Origin of the sequence: Hymenobacter daecheongensis DSM 21074 (genome assembly GCF_900141805.1) — a bacterium.
In the GTDB taxonomy this organism is placed as follows: domain Bacteria; phylum Bacteroidota; class Bacteroidia; order Cytophagales; family Hymenobacteraceae; genus Hymenobacter; species Hymenobacter daecheongensis.
The window spans coordinates 196,709-215,861 of sequence record NZ_FQYN01000003.1 but is presented as its reverse complement, the minus strand read 5'-3'; the positions used below and the strand labels follow the sequence as shown (position 1 = coordinate 215,861).

The window sequence follows — 19,153 nt, the reverse complement described above, 5'->3', positions numbered from 1 at the left end:
CCGAGGAACCTCGCGGGTGGTCGTTGCCCGAAATCGTCTGTCATCCTGAGCTTGCGAAGGACCTTATCACGCTTGAGCAAATCGTTGTTACGATGGTCGTTCAACTGGCATAAGGTCCTTCGCAAGCTCAGGATGACAAAGCCGTTACAACGAAGCACGCGAGATTCCCCGGCTACGCTCGGAATGACGTTCTTCTATTTTCCCGGCAGGCCCGAATTCAGCTCCGGCTTGCAAGTCCGCGCCGCGTGGGCGTACCTTTGCCCCATCAATTCTTTACCCCCCAAAGGATTGTTTTTATACAGAGGCGCTGAGAGACAGGCTCGATGACGCGTCGGCAACCACCCGCAGGCTGCGGAACGGTGCCAATTCCTGCTCATATAAAAACAAGTTGCCGTGGAGTGCTTCCCCAACCAGCCCGTTCGAGTCGTTTTTGCTGCCGTATCCGTTGCGCCTGCGGGCCGCGGGGTGGGGTGTTGTTGCTGTTGTTGAAGCGCCGGTAGGTTGATGCGCGCGGCCGGCTAAGCCCGAGGCCGCTTTTCCCTGTTTTCTTTTTTCTGATGCCCGCTCTCAGCGCGGCCGGCGTTGCTTTGTGCGCTTTGGTGCGCGGGCAGGCTGGTTTGTGCGGCCGGGCATCGTTTCCTAATCCGCGAAGCGCTGCTTCGCGCCATCCTGTTTTTATGCTTAAAAAATCTCTGGAGCTGCTCCGTTTGGAAGCGGCCGAAACGGGTAGCAACACCCTCAAGCGCAGCCTGGGCGGCTTCAGTCTGATTGCTATTGGCATCGGCGTTATCATCGGGGCGGGTTTGTTTTCGCTCACGGGCATTGCGGCGGCTAATAATGCCGGGCCGGCCGTCACGCTTTCCTTTCTGGTGGCGGCCGTGGGTTGCGCATTTTCGGCGCTGTGCTACGCCGAGTTTGCCTCCATGGTGCCGGTGGCGGGCTCGGCCTACACCTATTCCTACGCCACCATGGGCGAACTGTTTGCCTGGATTATCGGCTGGGATTTGATTCTGGAATACTCCGTGGGGGCCGCCACGGTGGCCATCAGCTGGTCGCAATACCTGGTGCGGGTGCTGGCCAAGTTCAACCTGCACATTCCGGCCCGGCTGGTGATGTCGCCGTTTGAAACCGCCACCCTGGCCGACGGGGCGGTAGTTTCGGGCCTCGTGAACGTGCCGGCCATGCTGATTGTGCTGGCCATTACGGCCATTATAATTCGCGGCACGTCGGGCTCTGCGTGGTTCAATGCGCTGGTGGTCACGCTGAAGGTGGCGGTGGTGCTGGTGTTCATTGCCCTGGGCTGGCAATACATCGATCCGGCCAACTACCAGCCCTACATTCCGCAGAACACCGGCACGTTCGGCGAGTTTGGCCTCAGTGGCATTCTGCGCGGGGCGGGCGTGGTGTTCTTCGTGTTCATCGGCTTCGATATTGTGGCCACTATGGCGCAGGAAACCAAGAATCCGCAGCGCAACATGCCCATCGGCATCATCGGCTCGCTGCTGGTCTGCACGGTGCTGTTCGTGCTATTCGGCCACGTGCTCACGGGCGTGGCCAACTATACCGAGTTCAAAAACAGCGCCGCGCCGGTGGCCATTGCCATCGAAAAAACGCCCTACGGCTGGCTCAGCTCGGCCATTATCGTGGCCATTCTCATCGGCTACACGTCCGTGATTCTGGTAGATCTGATGGGGCAGAGCCGGGTGTTTTTCTCCATGTCGAAAGACGGTCTGCTGCCGAAGATCTTTTCCGAAATCCACCCCATTTTCCGCACGCCGCACAAGTCGAATCTGCTGCTGGGGCTGTTTATCAGCCTGTTTGCGGGCTTCGTGCCTATTTCGGTGGTGGGCGAAATGACCAGCATCGGCACGCTGCTGGCCTTCGTGATGGTGTGCCTGGGTATTCTGATTATGCGCAAAAAAGAGCCGAATGCCCCGCGCGGCTTCCGCACCCCGTGGGTGCCCGTAGTGCCCATCCTCGGCATCCTGACCTGCCTGCTGATGATGGTGTCGCTGCCCCTGGATACCTGGCTGCGGCTGTTTGTGTGGCTGGCTATCGGGCTGGCTATTTATTATGGGTATGGCAAGAAGCACAGCAAATTGCGGCAGGCGGCGGAAGCGGAAAATCATCTGTCATCCTGAGCCGCCTGTCATTCTGAGCTTGCGAAGGACCTTCCTCTTCGCCACTACCAAGTCTTTTTAAATGAGCAAAGCCCTTTACCGTTCGCGTGGTAGAGGGCTTTGTGCGTTGAATTACGTTTTACAGTGCGGAAAGAGAAAGGTCCTTCGCAAGCTCAGGATGACAGGCGATTTTAGAGGCTTACCCAACCACCTTCCGCAACGCCCACAAACTCCACACAATCACCATCAGCCCCACGCCCACGAACATCCAGCGGGTGGGGATGCGGCCGGCCAGGCGGGCGGCCAGGGGCGCGGCGGCCACACCTCCCACAATCAGACCCAGAATAATCTGCCAGTGGGTGATGCCGATGGTGGCGAAAAAGGTGAGGGCGCTGGCGAACGTGACGAAGAACTCGGCCACGCTGACCGAGCCGATGACGTACTGCGGCGTGCGGCCCCCGGCAATGAGCGTGCTGGTAACCAGCGGCCCCCAGCCGCCACCGCCAAACGAATCCAGAAAGCCGCCGGCCGCGGCCAGCAGGCCCAGCTTCTTGTGCTTGGTGCGCGGACCGGGCCGGCGAAAAGCCTTGCTCAGAATGCGCAGCCCCAGCAGCAGCAGATACACGGCCAGCAGCGGCTTCACGTAGCCGGCGTACTGCTCGCCGAAGCGCGAAAGCAGGTAGGCCCCTGACACGGCTCCCAGCACGCCCGGAATCAGCAGCACTTTGAACAGGCGCTTGTTCACGTTGCCGAAGCGGTAATGATGGTAGCCTGAGGCCCCGCTGGCAAACATTTCGGCGGTATGAATGCTGGCACTCACGGCCGCCGGGGCAATGTTCAGGCTCATCAAACTAATGGCCGTGACTACGCCGTAGCCCATCCCCAGCAATCCGTCGATTAGCTGGGCTCCGAAGCCGATGGCCACGAACACGTAGAACAGCCGCGCCCCGGTGGCCATATCCCAGGCCTGCTGCCAGGTGAGGTAATAGGATAAGATATTGAACACCAGCATGGCCGCGAAGGCCAGCAGCGACACCGTGGCCAGCCGCCGCCACTGCGCCGCCGCCGCCGACTCATAGTCACGCCCCGCGGCGCGGGCCGTATGTCGCCGCCGCGCCGCCGGCTCGCTGCTGGTGGAAACGACAATTTTCCCGCGGCCTTGCGGCTCTGCCTCGCCTAGGTAGAAGTCGCTCTGCGCGGGCGCGTCGGCTACGTGGCAGAGCAGGTGCCGGGCGGTGGCGTGGGCCCTGATGCGCTGGTTCAGATCGGCATCGGAGGTGGCCGCCAAGATCAGGTCGTGGCCGGAGAGGTCGTGGGGGGCGTAGGCTTTTTCGCGCAGCAGTACGTGCGGGTATTCGGCCGTGAAAGCCAGGATTTCGGGCCGGAATGTTTCGCTAACCACTGTGATGGCCGTGGCGGGGCTGGTGCCAAGCAGCGCGGTGAGCAGTTCCAGTCCCGCGGTGCCACCGCCCATGAGCAGCACCCGCCGGTTGGTCAGGTTCAGCAGCACCGGAAAAAGCGCGTCGGCCGGAGCCGGCGCAGTGGCCCGCGCGGGCTCCGGCGGCGGCAGTCCCGTGGGTGAGGAAGGGAAGGGTATCATGGTTGAGGTAGCAAGGGCGCGGAACGGCCGGAGCCGGGTGGAAAAGATACTCAGAATCGGAAATAAATGGCTGGCCTAACTGACTTGAGGTAGTTGCCGGCCCTCACCTGTTCGACCAGTTTCCCCGAGCCGTTTTTTGGCGTGAGCCCGCTACCCGTTGGTGAACCTGCCCGCTAGTTGGGTTGGGCTCTGAGTTAAGTTCGGGACTACGTGCGGCCGGAAACAAGTGCTGCCGAGCCCCTTTTGGGCCCTCTCGTAGCGCCCATTTGCGCACCGTGTCGTGCTTGCCAAGGCGCGTAGGCAGAGCCGACGCACCAAGTACCGCCGGAGAGCGTCATCCAGAGCGCCGGGTACAGAAACAGGGGCGGTTATGGTCTGCCGTAGGCCTCACGGTCCCGGCTTTGCCGATCAGATGCGGGGCCGGCTTTAGCCACGCCGCTTCGCTTACTTCGGCACCAGGCAATTCCATGACGGCAACGATAAGTGGCCGTATGTACTGGGCCTGATACAAGAGTTTTACCGGAGTCGTGTTTGGGTAAACGTACAAGCGCCCTGATCCCAATTCGTTACGGACTGGGCACTGCCACCCATGTCAAACGTAGTTTGGTGGAGTAGCGTGAGGTAGGCCTCTAAACTAAACGCTCGCCCGGTTGTGCGGAGTTTCCTGAATGCCAGCAGGCTCCGACAACACAGTGGACCTACCTTGCGCTGGGCCAAGCCGGGCAACGGGACGGTTTCTATGCGCTTGCCGGGCGTGGTAGAAAAAAATACTGGGTTGGGCTCCTCAAACTCATTGAGTTTGCGCACAATGGCAATGCTGTTTTTGGCTAACTCAGCGACTTGCAAGAGCGACTGTTGATAGGCGTATTCGTTCGTGTTAATATTTTGGCCTTTACCTTCGTAGCAACAATCCAGCAGTAACAGAAAAGGCAGGTCAGCGGCTGCAAAGGCATCGTACACATCCCCGGCATAAAGAGTCTGGTCGCTGAGCTTGAGTAAGTCGGAGCCTATCTTATAGCGAAAATCACCGGGCACCAAAAACAGATTCCAGCCCAGGCCCTCTGACAAACCGTGGCCGGCAAAATAAAACACCAATAGCGGGTTCGGTTTTTTCTCCGCTTTGACTCGCCGAATAAGCTTGGCTACAGAGGCGATTACCTGTTGGCGCGAAATGAGTTGGGCCGGCTGGGAAATTAGCGTGTCGCCGTACCCGGGATTATAAGCGTGTAGCTGCCGGTGCATAACCCGCGCACTTACCGCCGCCGACGGCACGGAGGCAAACCCGGCAAAGCCGCGCTCAAAGCGAGTAAAATCCTGCAAATAATCGGCCGACCCCACGCACAGCGAGTAGACGGTGAAGGTGGACTGTGCCCGCAGCGCACAAGGTGCCGCCAAGAGCAACAGGCTAATAAGCAGCGGCTTCATACCAGGAGCGGTGTAAGGATTTTTGACATTCTTTCATCAAAGCATATCCTTTCGCTTTAAGGGCATTGAGTTCGCCTTCACGGTGTCTGGTATCTTGTACTTCGTCATGGAAGGCTTTTAGTTTCTGCTCCACGCCTCGGTCGTCGAAGAGGGGGAGCTTTCCCCAGTATACTTGTTCAAAGCGGCTGCCGAGAGAATCAAACCGCTGCGGCTGGGCAGCGGCGGTGACGAGCTGGGCCGCTAAGTTGCCGAGTTCAGTGTAGGCCTCCAGCCGCTTTTCCCAGGTTTTGCGCCTGAATTCTTGGGCATCGTTGTAGGCCTGCTGATGCTGGTACTGCCACACACTAAAAATGAGACCCGCCGCCGTGAGCAGGGGCGCGGCTATTTTCACCCACGTGTCAACTCGATTAACCGGGGGCTGCCCGGGTGGAGAAGGTATGAATTTAGCCGGCCGTTTGGCGGAGATAATAGTGGCGGGTCGGGGAAGTTGGGGTGCTGCCTCGTTCGGTAAGGCGGAGGATTTCGGTGCCATTTTGCAACATAAAGCGAATGTAGTAGGCTGGTTTGCCATTCAGCAGCAGCAGGGTTTCAACGCCAACTTTTTGCGTTGCCCATACCGCCGTAGTGGCCCGCCATTCCCCATCCACGCAGGACCGGATCTGTACTTTCCGCTCGAAGGCTTTGGCAGACCAGCGAAAAGTGAATATCCGGCCTGAATCGCAGGCCTGCCCCAGGGTTTCACGCTGCCCGACCAACGTCCATTGCCAAAAAGAAGTACCCGCGAGTTTGGGCGCGAGGTCTCCTGGGGCTGGCTTTTGAGCGACAGCCTTTAGCGCATGGGAGTGGAGAATCAATCCCGCCCATAATAAAATTGGGTGCAGCATAAGGGCAAGTGAGTTCAAAAAGACCAGATGCTAATCAGAAAAGTAGCTACGACGCGAACAGCCAACGCGCCTGCGTTAGCGTGGGTGCGGCGTGCCACCTGACGCGAGAACTTCGGCCCGGATCAGGTCGAAATCACAGCGTCGAGACGGATTGTAATGGTTTTTGCCATTAACATTGGCGGGCTTGATGCGGTATTTAGTGCTTAGTTGATGTATTAATTGCTTCAACGAAGCTATCTGGTTCCTGCTGTACCCCTGAGAGTTGTCAGGAATGTGCATAACCCCAATGCCAAGGGAATGGGCATTCACTTCGGACTTGCCCGCATGATAGGCAATCAAAGAATCTGCCACCATGCTATGCACGTGTCCATCCATATCTACGAGGTAGTGATATGAGGCCATGATAGCGGGCTGCTTCATTGCGGCGAGCAACCGAGCATAATCCGTCTCTATCCCGGTGTCGCTCACGACAATCTTATCGATAACGCGCGGCGTTTTAGGAGTTCCGAATTTGATTCGCGCCGTTGTGTCGCGCTCTGTCGGCAACTCTTCCGGCTTATTCGCGGCTCTACGAATACTACCGTCCTTGTCCTCCAAGATTTTTGTATCTACCATAAACAGCAGCGTCTTCGAAATATTTTCAGTGCCCTGGGCATCAAGTGCTTTAAGCAGCAGGCTGGACCTGAACCGATTGCGCTCTAACTCGATGCTGGTTGATTTCTGAACGACAGCGGTTATGGCACTGGCGGCGAGGCCCACCAATGCTATTAGCAGCGGAATGGAGGTAGTTATGGAAAACCGATGGGCTTTCGTTAGCTCAGTTTCCTTGGCTTTTAATTCAGCCTTTTTGATGGCCAGCTCTGTCAGCTTGATTTCATTCTCTGCTGCTTCTGTTGTCATGGCAATAAGGAATCATAATAGCGCAGCTCACAGGCGCTGCACGCCTAGCGGCAGATGGATAGTAGAAGAGTGATTGAATGCGTGGCAGGGCTGCTATCGCCCAAGCATGCTGCTAAGGAGTGCTTCTCGACCGCCCAACCCCGGCGGGCAAGTCCTGCCGTACTTGCTGCAGCCTTCCTTCACCGCTACGGAAGATAGCAAGGGCCGCGGTTTCCTGCTCCAACTCCTGCATGGCCGGGCCCGGCCCCAGAATGCGCGCAAGGGTTGCCTTCACTGTTAGCTCGTCGTCGTCAAAATCGCCGTGGTGGCGGCTGGCCGACTGCTCCGGGGTAGGGATGCGGGCATCGATGTTAGGGGCCAGCACTAGTTCGAGCTGCTTGCCTGCAATCATATCGACCACCTGCTGATCGGCAAACTTGCTGCCGGCCAGCACGAACTTGGCCATGCCCAATAGCGGCGTGCCGCGGTCGTGCAGGAAGGGCTGGCGCACAGTGGCCGTCTCAAACGCATTGGAAACCAGGTAAAGCAAGGACTTGTGGTACACGTTGGCGCAGTGGTCGTCCTGCTCCACGGCATCGTGCAAGGCAAAGACTGAGGGCCGACCAATGGTACCCGCCACAATGGCGGGGGCGTACGTTTCCATAAACAGGTGTGTGGTAATGGCCGGAGCCCAGAACGTGCAGCTGGCAACCTGCTGGCCAAAGCCCTGCTGGCCGGCCATGGGCCCCTCAGGCACTTTGCCCCGAGTGGTAAGCAGCTGGGCAAAAGGAGCCAGCACAATGGCTCCTGCGCTATGGCTGACCAAGTGCAGTTCCACTTTTTCTTGCTGCACCAAATCCATCAGGTAGTGAAGGACGAGGCGCAACCCTCCTTGTCCGCTGAGTGTGGCGAGTTGCCCGTTCTCCTTCATCTCTTCCCAGAGGGAGCGCCCACCTACGTTGCGGGCTACCGGTTCCAGAAAGTCGTCCAGCCGGTCCAAGACAAAGTCTAGGGCGCCATCCAAGAACCCTTCCGGCCGGCGGCGGCGCTGCGCGTCCTGCAGCAGGTTGGTAAGCGTGGTCCACAAGTCGCTCTTCCAAATGATGGCCAGCGGGTAGACTTCGTGCTTGAGAAGCTCAACGCGATACTCGGCCACGCGCTGCAGGGCCTCGTCTTCGCTCACAAGGCCGCCGTGGGCATAAATAAGCAGGCGTTTACGCTTCCAGTTTTTTGTAATGGCCGGAAATTCTTCTAGCAGCAGGTGGCGCACCTCCTCCTCGTCGTTGCCGAAGGTGCCCGTTGAGCGCAGCCCGCCATCATTGCCCAGACTGATGACGTGGGGGCGCAGGTCGGAAAAGCCGTAGGCGTTAGCCTTCACGGCTCCGTTCCAGCGGGCGGCGGCTACGCCCTGGGCCGTGTGCAGCTGAAGCGGCACGCCCAGGCGCACGACCCACACATCGGTGCCGTGGGCCAGCCAATCGTCGTAGGTAAGGTGCGCAAATCCCTGTTTTCCCCAGTTCGGGCCCCATGAGTTCTGGAGCCAGAAACCCTGCTCATCATAGCCGACGATAGCGAAGGCGTGGCCGCCGAGACGCTTGATGCCCATTTCGATGCGGCCCGCGGCATCCACCTTTTCCCAGCCGTCGTGCACGATGCCCGTGGCATAGAGCACGCCTACTTCGGCCAGGGCGTTATGCATACACACCAGGTCTTTATGGTTGACGCGAAAGTACGCCCCAAGCGGGCAGCGGCTGGCCGCTTGCGCCAATTCGCCCGTCAGCCGGTGCCCGTTGGGACTACCAATGCTGGGCCATTCCTGCTCGGCGCACACCCCGTGCTTGTGCCAGCCTTTGATGGCACCGCGCGCGCTTGAGCCCTCGTAGCCTTCACCCTCCCACTCGTCGTAGCGGCGGGCCATATCGTAGAGCATCCGGGCCGAGACTGGCTGGCAGGGCTGGGCGCGCTGGCCCAGCAGGAAGTTGGCCACCGTGGCCAGCGCAAAGCCGGTACAGGCCCCTTCCCGGCCCTGGTCGAGTACGGGCACCCCGTTGCGTTTAGCCAGCTTTTGGTAGTCGCTCAATGGCATAGCAGCCGGCACTTCCCGCAGAGTTGGGGTAAATAAGATGTCGCGGAAATCCAGCGTATCCGGGCGCGCGTCGAGCAGGTAATTGCTGTTCGCGGCGGTGGAGTTGTTGCCAGCCGTCTTCTTGCCCTTAGACGCTAAGGAAACGGTGATACAATCGGTGCTGCGAACCGTGTCCAGACTGGTCCCTTCGGCATCCAGGGCAAAGAGCTGATCGGTGGGGGCGGGGGCGGCAGCCCTGGCGGGGGCCTTGTGCTTCGCCGGGGTGCCCTTGGAATTGCCGTTATCGTGTGTGGCCAGGGCCAAGGTAGCCGTGGCCGGTAGCGTTGCCAGCTCTGCTTTCACCAGTTTCAGAAAGCCGCTAATTCCCCCTTTTGAATCAAGCAGCAAGTGCGGGCATCTTTTGCCCGACCAATGCTGGTGGGGTACAACGTGCGCTATAGCAAGGTCCAGGTGGCGCAGCAGGGCTGCCGTGAGCAGGGCCGCGCGCTGGTTGGCGGCGGCCTGGTCGATGCCCGCGTGTTCACAAATTTCGATGCCGATGCTACTCGCATTGCCTAGGCCGGTGCCGGCGTGCATCCCCCGCTCGTGTAGGGGCAGGTGCTGCACACAGCGCTTGTCGTCTACGGTAAAGTGCCAGGAAACGAGGCGCTGCTGGGCATCAGAGCCTTTCAGGTACTGGGCATGCATGTGCGCGTCCGCCCCGCGACTGGCATTGGCCGTGTTGTGGATAGTGAGGTACGTAGGGGTGATGGCCCGACCGGACCGGTTGGGGGCCCCGGCTTTAATCAAATCGGTCGAGAGGTTGAGCCGCTCAGGCAGAGTGGAAGAGGCCATGGGGAAAAGAAAAAGTGATTCAGCGCTAACTGAAAACAGGACACAGCAGGCCAATAGTGAGAGCAAAGGCCCGCAATGCACTGAAACTATTTCTTCGCGGCGGAATACACATCAGTGCTGGCACTGAATTCAGAAAAGGGTGACCTGCCCTCACAAACTGACCCGTGGTAAAGTAGATATGTCGGGCCCTGGCCGTAGCTTAAACCTGCTGACTTATAATACATAGTCGCTTACTACAACTGCCCGCACTCTCTTAGCGGGAAAGCAGCCGTTTTCGAAGCGTCAGCAGCAATGCGTTGGCCTCGGGCACGGCGTTGGTGAGCAGCAGCAAGCCCGCATACACCACCGTGAGCACCACCGAGCGCACCAGCATGGTGAGCAGAAACGAATGCACGAACGGCACCAGCCAGGCCGCCCCGCCGGCCCCGGCGGCAATGCCCAGGATAAGCGGAATGCGCCCATCGAAGGGCTGCAAACGGTAGCTGCGCCACACAAACCAGGTGCGGGCCGCGTTGATGCTGACCAGGGCAATGAGCGTAGCCAGGGCCGAGCCCGTGAGGCCCAGGCGCGGAATCAGCAGCCAGTTCATGAGCACCGTGAAGCCGGCCAGCGACAGGTTGAAAATCAAATCGAAGCGGTAGCGCGGGGAGGTGACGACGATGAGGCCGTTTACGCCCGTGATGCCGTCGAAGAGGCGGCCGGCCAGCAGCAGCAGCACGGCGGTGGTGCCGGTGGCGTAGAGCGGGTTTTTGATGAGGGAGTAGATAAAATCCAGATTCAGGCCGATGCCCAGGGCCAGGTAGCAGCCCAGCACGGTATTGAGGCGAGTGGTGCGGCGGTAGAAGTCGGCCATCTTGCTCATATCCTGGTCTTTCCAGTACTGGGCCAGCAGCGGAAAGGCAATCTTATTGAGCGAGCGGGCCGGAATGGTGAGGGCCGTGCTGATGTTGTAGGCAATGCCATACACGCCCGCCGCCGCCAGACTCAGCTGCGCCCCCACCATCCAGGAATCAATAAAGCCCAGGATGCTGCCCGACAGGCTCGAAAGCAGCGCGAAGCCCCCAAACCGCACGATTTCGCCCACCGGCCGCACCCGTAGCGCCGCCCGCGTGGGCCGCAGGTGCAACTCGCCGATGTAGCTGAGGTAGGCCGTGAGCAGCAACAGAATAATCCCATACAGCCCCACGTAGCCCAGCACGAACTCGCGAAAATCGAGGTAGCCCTTGCCATACAAAACCGCCAGCCCTACGATGAGTAGGCGCAGCACTATGTCCTGCAGAAAGCCCGAAAAGGCGGTGTGGTACAGCCCTTTTAGATAGGCATCCTGCAAAGAATACAGCAGCGTGAACAGCGCCAGCACGCTGCCCCACCAATAGTAAGGCCGCAGCAAAGCCGCGTCGTTGGGAGCGTATTGGGCCAGCAGCAACGGCCGGCCCAGCCCGTAGAACAGCGTGACGAGGCAAAACCCCAGCAGCGGCAGGGCCAGCAGCAGCGGCAAAAAGCCCTGGTGGCCGGTTTCGCGCTGGCGGAAATAAGGGAAAAACCGGATGCCCACGCTGGCAAACCCAAAGGCCGCAAACTGGGCATACACCGTGGCAATGGACACCAGCAGCGTCGTCAGCCCCAATTGCTCGGGGGCCAGCAGACGCGGCAGCACGAAGGCCGTATTGACGAAGCCCAGCGCCAGCCCGAGGTAGGAAATAACCGTGTTGCGCAGCCCTTGCCGCTGAACTATACCCAAGTGGTGAAGTGGTGAAGTGGTGAAATTGTGAGGTGGTGAGTTTGATGTTCGGTTGGCGCTATTGGCGCAGAACTGCGCTGATAAAACGACAACTCACCATCTCACTATTTCATTATCTCACAAATGTCTTGGCCGTTGACGAAGGCCGTTTTGCGGCTGCAAAGGTAGCGCATCAGCTCGGCGAACTGGCGCGGGCCGGTGGTCGTGTTGGCGGGGTCGAAGTGGTCGTTGTGCCAGAGCATGGTGCACACGCCCCCGAACCGCTCGATTTCCTGGAACATAGGCGTGAGGGCCGGCAGTATTTCATCGGGGGCTAGCCTCAGATAGTTGGGGTGGTGCAACGTGGCATCCATCACGTTGAGCGGGATTTCGAGGAATTTCGAGGTTTGAATGGAATTGTTAGGTCCCAGTGTGTGGAATACCGGAGCATCTGGTTTAAGTGAATAGAGCTGTATAGTCGGTGGGTTAACGGTGAAGGAATCAGCGGCAAAATTGAAGGGATAGAACGGCAAGCAGTAGGAATTGCGAAAGCCAAAGTGTTCGGCAAAGCCCAGGGTAGAATCATGCGTAAAGCCGTTCATGCTGAGAAGAGTAGGCGTGATGCGCGGCTCCCAGCTCAGGTAATGAAACCGGATGCCGCTGCACGACACAGGGATGTTGAGCCAGTCTTCTTTCAACTTTCCTCCGTGTGAAGCAGCACCCAGGCCAGCGTGCAATCCTACTTCAGCTTCCTGAATGGCTTCGGCTATTTTTGGCCAGATACGGTGAATCCGGTAGTCGGCATTCGGCGTGCCGTTGGCCGCTTTGCGGTGCTCCGGCAGGAAGAAAAACGTGCTTTTGGCCCCGTAGGCCGCTACCGTTTCCCGCACCAGCGCTAGGTTATCCCAGGCATCGGGCCGGGTGAAATGCCGCCACAGCTGCCGCCCAAAGTCGATGAAGTCGCGCCGCTGTAGCGCCGCTTTAGCGGGCTGTTTCCAAGCGCTGCGCAGGTTGTCGATATCGTGGGTAATGAAGGTGGCGAACGGCGCGCCGCCGGCCCAGCGGCGCGGCTGCAGTTGCTGGCCGGTGGCGTGTTCCACCGCCGTTTTCAGGATGTCGAAATAGTAATTAACCACCGGCACCGCCACAAAACCGTAGCGGTGCTGCACGCTGGCTGAGTAGGGGAAGCGCCCGTGCCGGTCCCGCTCGTCGGAATAAAACTCCTGCCAGCCGCTGAGCAGGTAAAAAGCCGCCGAAATCAAGTCGGCATTGATCTGGGCGCGGCCTTCCGGCATCTGCTCCAGCAACGGCCGTTCCGGCTGGTCATCAAAGAACACCGGCAGCCGCCGGCCGGCCCATTCCCGCCAGCTCGGCTCGGCCGGATAGGGGGCATCGGCCGCGAAAAACCCATGGTCCACCATCCGGATTTCCACCTGCGGCTGCGTATCAGCGTAGCCGATGCTGACATGGGGCACCGCCTCATACGCCTGCCGAAAATGCCGCAACACGTACGTCAGGCGGGCTTCAGCAGAAGTGGGAACGACAGTGGGGAGAGGTGGCGGCTGCATAGCCGCAAAGTAAGGCCTCTGGAACGACTCTGCGGACCTCCGCGAAACCTCCGCGCTCCTCTGCAGGAACCTACGCCCGTCCGGCAGCGGCATTTTCCAGCCACTCAGTCAGCAAACGCACGGCCCGCTGCTGGCTGTGGCCTTCGTCAGGGGTGCCCAGGGTGGCGTTGTAGTAGGCGGCGCGGCGGTAGTGGTCGGCGGGCTTGCGGGGCTGGTAGCGGCGCAGCAAGGCCGTCAGCTCGGGCAGGGAGTGGGCACGGTCTACCAGGCCGTGGGCGGCGTAGCCGTAGTAGTCGTCGGCAATGACGTGGGTGCCGAAGCGGTAGTAGAGGCTCACCAGGTTCAGCAGGGTGGCTTCGAGATGGGTGCTGGTGTCGGCGGCAATCAGCGCGTCCTGCTCCCGCAGGAACTCGAATACGTTCTGGCGGCGGGCGTCGGAGAAGCGCAACTGCGGGTGTTTTTGCCGCAGAAAGCCGAAGTCGCGCCGGTCGGAGGGGTGAGGGCGGAAGGTAAAGGTGAGGTCGGGGAAGTCCTGGAATAAATGGTCCACCACGGCCCCGATGGCGTCCGTAGCGTCGAGCACGTTGCAGGCCAGGCCCACGCGCCGGATGGTCGGGTTTTGGTTTTTTTCGGCCAGAAAAGCATCGGCTTTGGGCATCCCGATCAACTCCACCCGGCCGGATACGGGGCCGCACTGCCGGTATTTGTCCAGCGCGTCCTGACCTTCGAGCAAGCTCAAACCGAAACCCAGGGGCGGAAAGTTGGTGCTCACGCTGGCGTGCTGCACGTAGGCCGTGGGCACACCCTCGGCCCGGCAAGCCAGCAGCAGGGCCCGGGCGTCGTCGTTGTGGTCGTTGGCAAAAACGACGGCCCGGGGCCGGTAGTGGCGCAGGGCCCGCCGGTACACCTCGTAGTAGCCCACGGCGTTAAAAATCAAATCGAAAAACCGCCAGGCCCGCCGCCCCTCAGTACGCAGCAGCGCGAAAAGCACCAGCGGAAACTGCCAGTAGTAGAGCAGCTTGCGCCGGAGCGAAAGCCGGTTCACCGCTCCATTGTAGCGCCCGATTTCCTTGCTCTGCCCCGCCACCAGCACGCTATCCGGCCGCGCCGTGCGAATGAAGCGTAGCGCCTCGTAGTTGTTCTGACTCACCACGTACAGCCACACCGCCCCGCGCAGGTTCTCAGGGTTGCGGATGGGTTGGAATATGTTGCCCACGAGGCGCACCACCGCGTAGCCGAGGATTTTGGCGAGGCGGCGCGCTGGGTTCGGCGGCGAAATAGCGGCCAGCACCGGCTCCGGCAACGACGAAAACAGGGCCGTGAAGCGCAACTGGAGCTGGTCACGGATGCGGGCCACGAAGGCGGCTTCGGTGGCCATCGGCTACAGGGCGTCCCAGGTCAGGGGCTGGCCGGCCGATAGATTCTGGCGGGCCGGCTTGCCCAGCACCTGCTCGTAGTAGCGCGGGGGCAAACCGTCGCCGGGACGTACTACGCGTAGGTTTTCCTTCGTGAATATCTGGCCGGCGGCAATATCCTTCGCCACATACAACGAGCGTTTGTAGAGCCGGCTGTTCTGCTCGGCTCGCTGAATGCCGTACTGAATGTGCCCCAGCGACTGCCAAGCCCGCTCGGTTTCCGTCACCAGCAAGGCCACTTCCTCGGGCTCCAGCGAAAAGGCCGAGTCCACGCCCCCATCGGCGCGGCGCAGCGTAACGTGCTTTTCCACCACGCTGGCTCCCAGTGCCACGGCGGCCACGGCGGCCCCCACGCCCATCGTGTGGTCGGAGAGGCCGATGACGTGCTCGGGGAACAGCTGCGCCAGGTGCGGAATAGTGCGCAGGTTGGTGTTCTGGGGTGTGGCGGGGTAGGTGCTGGTGCACTTAAGAAGCGTCAGGTCGCGGCAGCCGGCTTCGCGCAGAATGGCCACGCCTTCGGCTACTTCAGCCAGGGTGCTGGCCCCGGTGCTCATAATCACGGGCTTGCCGGTGGCGGCCACGCGCCGCAGCAGGGGCCAGTCGGTATTCTCAAACGAGGCAATCTTGTAGACCGGCACGTCTAGGGTTTCCAGAAAGTCCACAGCCGTTTCGTCGAAGGGCGAGCTGAAAGCCAGCATCCCGTGCTGTTTAGCGCGGTCAAACAGCGGCTTATGCCACTCCCAGGGCGTATGGGCTTCCTGGTACAGCTCGTGCAGCTCGCGGCCGTACCAGAGCGAGTTCGGGTCTTCGATACGGTGCACGCCGGGCAGCGTCATCGTATCGGCGGTGTAGGTTTGCAGCTTAATGGCGTGCGCCCCGGCGGCGGCCATGGCATCCACAATGGCCAGCCCGCGGCTCAGATCCTGGTTGTGGTTGCCGCTAAGCTCGGCAATAATGAAGGGCGGCTGGTCGGGGCCAATGAGGCGGCCGCCAATAGCGTGAGTAGCCATAAGGCAAGAGGGATGTTAAGCGTATTCGGGAAAGAAAGTCGGGTTGAAGCAGGCCACCAGCAGGCGGTCTACGGGCTGGTCATCAACCAGATAGTGGCCTTTCAGGCGGCCTTCCTCCACCCAGCCGGCGCGGGTGTAGGCCTTATAGGAACTTTGGTTGGTTTCAAACATGCCCCCAAACAGCTTCCGGATGCCAAACTCCTCGAAGGCAATGGCATTGCCCAGCCGAATGGCATCCACGGCCAGCCCCTGCCCATGAAAGCGCCGGTCGCCGATGAGCACTACCAGGTCCGAAATCTTGTGGTCGTGGTTGATAGGGCCGAGCTTGATGGTGCCGATGCAGGCTTGGCTGGCCCGGTCCACGATGGCGAAAACGTAGCTGGTGCCGGCCTCAATGCCTTGGGTGATGTTGGCCAGCAGCGACTCGCGGGTGTGAGTCTGGCGGGAGTTGGTATAGAAGCGCATCAGCTCCTCATCCTGAAACCAGCTCAGAAACGACTCATCCAAGTCGGAGGGCTTGAGGCTGCGCAGCTCCAGGCGCTCGGAAGCGTAGGGCTTGCGGAGATGAATCAGGTCGGTTTGTTCCATACCCGTAAAGATAGAGGGGTTTTTGGGGTTCGCCCACCGGCGGGCCAAGCCGTTGTTCGCGGCCTTAATCAGGCCGGCAGTAGGCGGCGAAACTCGGCCCGCAGCTGCTCGGGGGCCAGGTGCGGGGCGTAGGGCTGCCGCGGCTCACGCGCCAGCCACTCCAGGCCCTGAACGAGGGCCTGCTGCAGCGCCACCTCAGACAGCGCCGTGAAGTCGCCGAGCGAATAAGCCTGTTGGTGCTCCTGCACATACGCGGCCAGGTGCCGCTGATTATCAGCGTAGTAGCCCGTCAGAGCCGCTTTGCCCAGCACCAGGCTTTCGATGAGAATGGTGCTGGCCGGGCAGACAACGGCCTGGTACTGGTGCAGCAGCGCCACTATCTCGTCGGCGGCCACATTGGCATAAAAGCGCACCGTTTTGGTTGGGGAAGCCGCCGCCAGCGTCTGCAAAGCGTCGGAGTGCGGGAACGCGCCGCCCGTAATCACGCCCACTTCCCGCAGGGCGGGCAGCGCCAGCAGCAAAGCCAGGCAGCGCTGGGTGAGCTGCTGCGGGTCGGCCCCGCCGAAGCATAGCAGCACGCTGGCGATGGGCGCGGGCGGCGCGGGCGGGCGGGCCTGGGTCAGAAAAGGGGGCCGCAGCAGCGAGTAGTCGGGGCCGAGGCAAAAGCGGGTGCCGGGCGCGGCCCGGTACTGAGTCGCCGTCACGCCCGGCGAGTGGTTGATGACCAACTCCACCGCCATCGGCCAGGCCCGCAGATCATCAATGGCCACCAGCCGGCAGCCGCTGGCGGCCAGGGTTTGCTGATAGCCGGTGTCGAACCCGTAGCCGTCGAGCACTACCACATCGGTGGGGCACAGCTGGGCAGCCAGCAGCGGAGCCTCGGCGGCCGGCTCCAGCACCGGCAATTCCCACAGCGCCACCCCGGCTTCGCGCACCAGCTGGCGCACGGCCGGCGCGGGGGCCTGCACGGCGGCCCGGCACTCGGCGAGAGGCCGCACCATATCGGCCAGCGCCAACGACCGGACTAGGTGGCCCAGGCCGATGGTAGCGTTGCCATCGGCCCGGAAAATGATACGCGCCGGGGCGCTGGCAGCGGGAGTAGTGGCCACGACTTACCGGGTGAAATCGTACTTCTGCTGCTCGATTTCGGCATTGAGGGCCACCAGTTCGGGATGGCGGTCAAGCAGCGCAATCAGCTCATCGGTCGAAAGCGTATCGGCCTGATACTGCTCGAAAAGAACCCGCAGCAGCTCAAAATCCGGAGCCGTATCCAGCGTGAGGCGGTAGCGGCTGGCATCGGGCGTGCGCACCACCTGCCGGATTTCCACCCGGCCCGAGCGGTTCTGATGCAGGTAGGGCGTCACATGCTCGCGGTCGGAGAGGCTGGTGGCATAGCGCTGGGCTTCCTCCAGGAGCTGTCGGGAAAATACCTCGAAATCAAGCCCGCGCGGGTAGGTGCGCTGCAGCCCGTTGGAGATGTAGAGCTGCGGATTGTGGGCGGCCTGATACTCGGCCACCGTGCTGCCAATGAGCGGGCCATCGAGCAAGGGGCAGTCGGAGGTGACGCGCACGATGGTATCGAGCCCGAACTTCCGGGCTGTTTCGTGGTAGCGACTCAGCACGTCGTCCACGTCGCCGCGGTGGCACGGAATGCCGTGCTGCGCGGCCCACTGCGCAATGGCCTCATCGGCGGGTTGGGTGGTAGTGGCAATAAAAATCGGCAGGCCACTGGCTTGCAGCCGTGCTACGTGGTAGTGGAGCATACTGTGGCCGCGGGCCGTGAGCAGCACTTTGCCGGGCAGCCGCGTGCTGCCCATGCGGGCCTGGGTGATGATGCCGGCCGTACTCATGCCCCCACGAATTCCACGATGCAGTCAATCACGTACTGCTGCTCCTCGTCGGTGAGGGCCGGGAACAGCGGGATGCTCAGGCAGTGGTCGTAGTAGGCCTCCGCCTGCGGAAAGTCGCCCAGCTGCCAGCCCAACTCCTGGTAATAGGGCATGGTATGCACCGGAATGTAATGCACCTGGGCAAAAATCTGCCTGGTGCGCAGGAAATCATAGAGCCCTTTGCGGTCGGCTACCTGAATCACGTAGAGGTGGTAGGCATGGCCCGGCGCGGCGGCCAGCGGGCGCACGGCGGGCACGCTGGCAAAGGTGGCATCGTAGCGGGCGGCCAGCTGCCGGCGGCGGGTCAGCCCCGCATCGGCCCGCGCCAGCTGGCTGATGCCGAGGGCCGTTAGGATGTCGGAAATGCGGTAGTTGTAGCCCAGCGTCTGCATTTCCATGTACCAGCCGCCGTCGTGGCGGTGCATTTTGGCGGGATCTTTCGTGATGCCGTGGGTGCGCAACACCAGCAGTTGCTCGTACAGGTCGGCGCGGTTGGTCGTAATCATGCCGCCCTCGCCGGTGGCAATGTGCTTGACGGGGTGAAATGAGAAAATGGCCAGGTCGGCCAGCTGCCCGTTGCCGCAGCGCTGCTCCCGGCCCGTGCTGTCCCGGAAGAAGCCGCCGGGGGCATGGCAGGCATCTTCAATAATCCAGAGCCCAAACTCATCGGCCAGTTGCCGGGCCTCCTCCAGGTTTACCGGCAGGCCGGCAAAGTCAACCGGAATCAGGCCGTGGAAATAGCCTTTTGGGTGGCTTTCGAGTAGCTTTCGCACCAGCCGCAGGTCAATCAGGGCCGTAGTCGGGTCGATGTCGGCGAAATGCACCTCGCCACCGCAGTAGCGCACGCAGTTGGCGGAGGCAGCGAAGGTGATGGGCGTGGTAATCACGCGCTGCCCGGGCTGCACGTTCAGGGCCAGCGCACACAGGTGCAGCGCCGCTGTCCCGTTGCTGACGGCCACAGCATACTTCGCGCCGATATACGCCGCGAACTTCTCCTCAAATTCGGCCACCTTCGGCCCCTGCGTCAGAAAATCAGAGCGCAGCGTAGCGGCCACAGCCTCAATATCTTCCTCAGTAATACGCTGGCGGCCGTAGGGAATGGCAGTGACGGGCTGAAAGGGCATGGAACAAACGC

At 61.1% G+C, this 19,153-nt stretch carries 15 protein-coding genes and 1 riboswitch; of the genes, 1 reads left to right on the top strand and 14 read right to left on the bottom strand.

The features are described from left to right. The first annotated feature begins 291 nt into the window (after nt 1-291). A riboswitch (SAM riboswitch) is annotated at nt 292-384 on the top strand. Nucleotides 385-677: 293 nt separating this feature from the next. After that, entirely contained in the window at nt 678-2,141 is a 1,464-nt protein-coding gene (locus tag BUB62_RS06585; protein WP_073107746.1) for an amino acid permease, read from the top strand. Between the two features lie 178 nt (nt 2,142-2,319). Here the strand turns inward: BUB62_RS06585 and BUB62_RS06580 are convergent, their stop codons facing one another. From BUB62_RS06580 to pseC, 14 genes are all read right to left on the bottom strand, one after another. Further along, nucleotides 2,320-3,720, bottom strand: a complete 1,401-nt coding sequence (locus BUB62_RS06580) for a TSUP family transporter (protein ID WP_084538875.1) — start codon at nt 3,718-3,720, stop codon at nt 2,320-2,322. 516 nt (nt 3,721-4,236) lie between these two features. Next, nucleotides 4,237-5,145: a hypothetical protein gene (locus BUB62_RS06575; RefSeq protein WP_073107743.1), complete on the bottom strand. Its 909-nt coding sequence runs from the start codon at nt 5,143-5,145 to the stop codon at nt 4,237-4,239. Further along, entirely contained in the window at nt 5,126-5,536 is a 411-nt protein-coding gene (locus BUB62_RS06570; protein WP_073107740.1) for a hypothetical protein, read from the bottom strand. The genes BUB62_RS06575 and BUB62_RS06570 overlap by 20 nt, the downstream gene beginning before the upstream one ends. A gap of 52 nt (nt 5,537-5,588) precedes the next feature. Further along, nucleotides 5,589-6,029: a hypothetical protein gene (locus BUB62_RS06565; protein WP_143164059.1), complete on the bottom strand. Its 441-nt coding sequence runs from the start codon at nt 6,027-6,029 to the stop codon at nt 5,589-5,591. Nucleotides 6,030-6,104: 75 nt separating this feature from the next. Continuing rightward, complete coding sequence (locus tag BUB62_RS06560; protein ID WP_073107734.1) at nt 6,105-6,929, bottom strand: peptidoglycan recognition protein family protein; 825 nt, start codon at nt 6,927-6,929, stop codon at nt 6,105-6,107. Nucleotides 6,930-7,041: 112 nt separating this feature from the next. Then, on the bottom strand, nt 7,042-9,828 hold the full coding sequence (locus BUB62_RS06555; protein WP_200799897.1) for an N-acetylmuramoyl-L-alanine amidase: 2,787 nt from the start codon (nt 9,826-9,828) through the stop codon (nt 7,042-7,044). Between the two features lie 253 nt (nt 9,829-10,081). Further along, the gene (locus BUB62_RS06545; protein ID WP_073107731.1) at nt 10,082-11,569 is read right to left on the bottom strand and encodes a lipopolysaccharide biosynthesis protein; all 1,488 of its coding nucleotides are present in this window, start codon (nt 11,567-11,569) and stop codon (nt 10,082-10,084) included. Nucleotides 11,570-11,673: 104 nt separating this feature from the next. Further along, on the bottom strand, nt 11,674-13,116 hold the full coding sequence (locus tag BUB62_RS06540) for a DUF7033 domain-containing protein (RefSeq protein WP_143164058.1): 1,443 nt from the start codon (nt 13,114-13,116) through the stop codon (nt 11,674-11,676). 70 nt (nt 13,117-13,186) lie between these two features. Further along, a complete protein-coding gene (locus BUB62_RS06535; RefSeq protein WP_073107725.1) occupies nt 13,187-14,494 on the bottom strand; it encodes a glycosyltransferase family protein in 1,308 nt (435 codons plus the stop codon). A 3-nt stretch (nt 14,495-14,497) separates the two neighbouring features. After that, a complete protein-coding gene (gene pseI / locus BUB62_RS06530) occupies nt 14,498-15,541 on the bottom strand; it encodes a pseudaminic acid synthase (protein WP_073107723.1) in 1,044 nt (347 codons plus the stop codon). Nucleotides 15,542-15,556: 15 nt separating this feature from the next. Next, nucleotides 15,557-16,129: a GNAT family N-acetyltransferase gene (locus tag BUB62_RS06525; protein ID WP_073107720.1), complete on the bottom strand. Its 573-nt coding sequence runs from the start codon at nt 16,127-16,129 to the stop codon at nt 15,557-15,559. Between the two features lie 68 nt (nt 16,130-16,197). Further along, nucleotides 16,198-17,238: a UDP-2,4-diacetamido-2,4,6-trideoxy-beta-L-altropyranose hydrolase gene (pseG, locus tag BUB62_RS06520; protein ID WP_073107717.1), complete on the bottom strand. Its 1,041-nt coding sequence runs from the start codon at nt 17,236-17,238 to the stop codon at nt 16,198-16,200. A 3-nt stretch (nt 17,239-17,241) separates the two neighbouring features. After that, a complete protein-coding gene (locus tag BUB62_RS06515) occupies nt 17,242-17,979 on the bottom strand; it encodes a cytidylyltransferase domain-containing protein (RefSeq protein WP_073107714.1) in 738 nt (245 codons plus the stop codon). Then, nucleotides 17,976-19,142, bottom strand: a complete 1,167-nt coding sequence (pseC, locus tag BUB62_RS06510; RefSeq protein WP_073107711.1) for a UDP-4-amino-4,6-dideoxy-N-acetyl-beta-L-altrosamine transaminase — start codon at nt 19,140-19,142, stop codon at nt 17,976-17,978. The genes BUB62_RS06515 and pseC overlap by 4 nt, the downstream gene beginning before the upstream one ends. Nucleotides 19,143-19,153: the final 11 nt, after the last annotated feature.

Coding starts and splice junctions, on each gene's coding strand:
- BUB62_RS06585 (WP_073107746.1), top strand. CDS start 678: ATGCTTAAAAAATCTCTGGAGCTGCTCCGTTTGGAAGCGGCCGAAACG.
- BUB62_RS06580 (WP_084538875.1), bottom strand. CDS start 3,720: ATGATACCCTTCCCTTCCTCACCCACGGGACTGCCGCCGCCGGAGCCC.
- BUB62_RS06575 (WP_073107743.1), bottom strand. CDS start 5,145: ATGAAGCCGCTGCTTATTAGCCTGTTGCTCTTGGCGGCACCTTGTGCG.
- BUB62_RS06565 (WP_143164059.1), bottom strand. CDS start 6,029: ATGCTGCACCCAATTTTATTATGGGCGGGATTGATTCTCCACTCCCAT.
- BUB62_RS06560 (WP_073107734.1), bottom strand. CDS start 6,929: ATGACAACAGAAGCAGCAGAGAATGAAATCAAGCTGACAGAGCTGGCC.
- BUB62_RS06555 (WP_200799897.1), bottom strand. CDS start 9,828: ATGGCCTCTTCCACTCTGCCTGAGCGGCTCAACCTCTCGACCGATTTG.
- BUB62_RS06540 (WP_143164058.1), bottom strand. CDS start 13,116: ATGCAGCCGCCACCTCTCCCCACTGTCGTTCCCACTTCTGCTGAAGCC.
- BUB62_RS06535 (WP_073107725.1), bottom strand. CDS start 14,494: ATGGCCACCGAAGCCGCCTTCGTGGCCCGCATCCGTGACCAGCTCCAG.
- pseI (WP_073107723.1), bottom strand. CDS start 15,541: ATGGCTACTCACGCTATTGGCGGCCGCCTCATTGGCCCCGACCAGCCG.
- BUB62_RS06525 (WP_073107720.1), bottom strand. CDS start 16,129: ATGGAACAAACCGACCTGATTCATCTCCGCAAGCCCTACGCTTCCGAG.
- BUB62_RS06515 (WP_073107714.1), bottom strand. CDS start 17,979: ATGAGTACGGCCGGCATCATCACCCAGGCCCGCATGGGCAGCACGCGG.
- pseC (WP_073107711.1), bottom strand. CDS start 19,142: ATGCCCTTTCAGCCCGTCACTGCCATTCCCTACGGCCGCCAGCGTATT.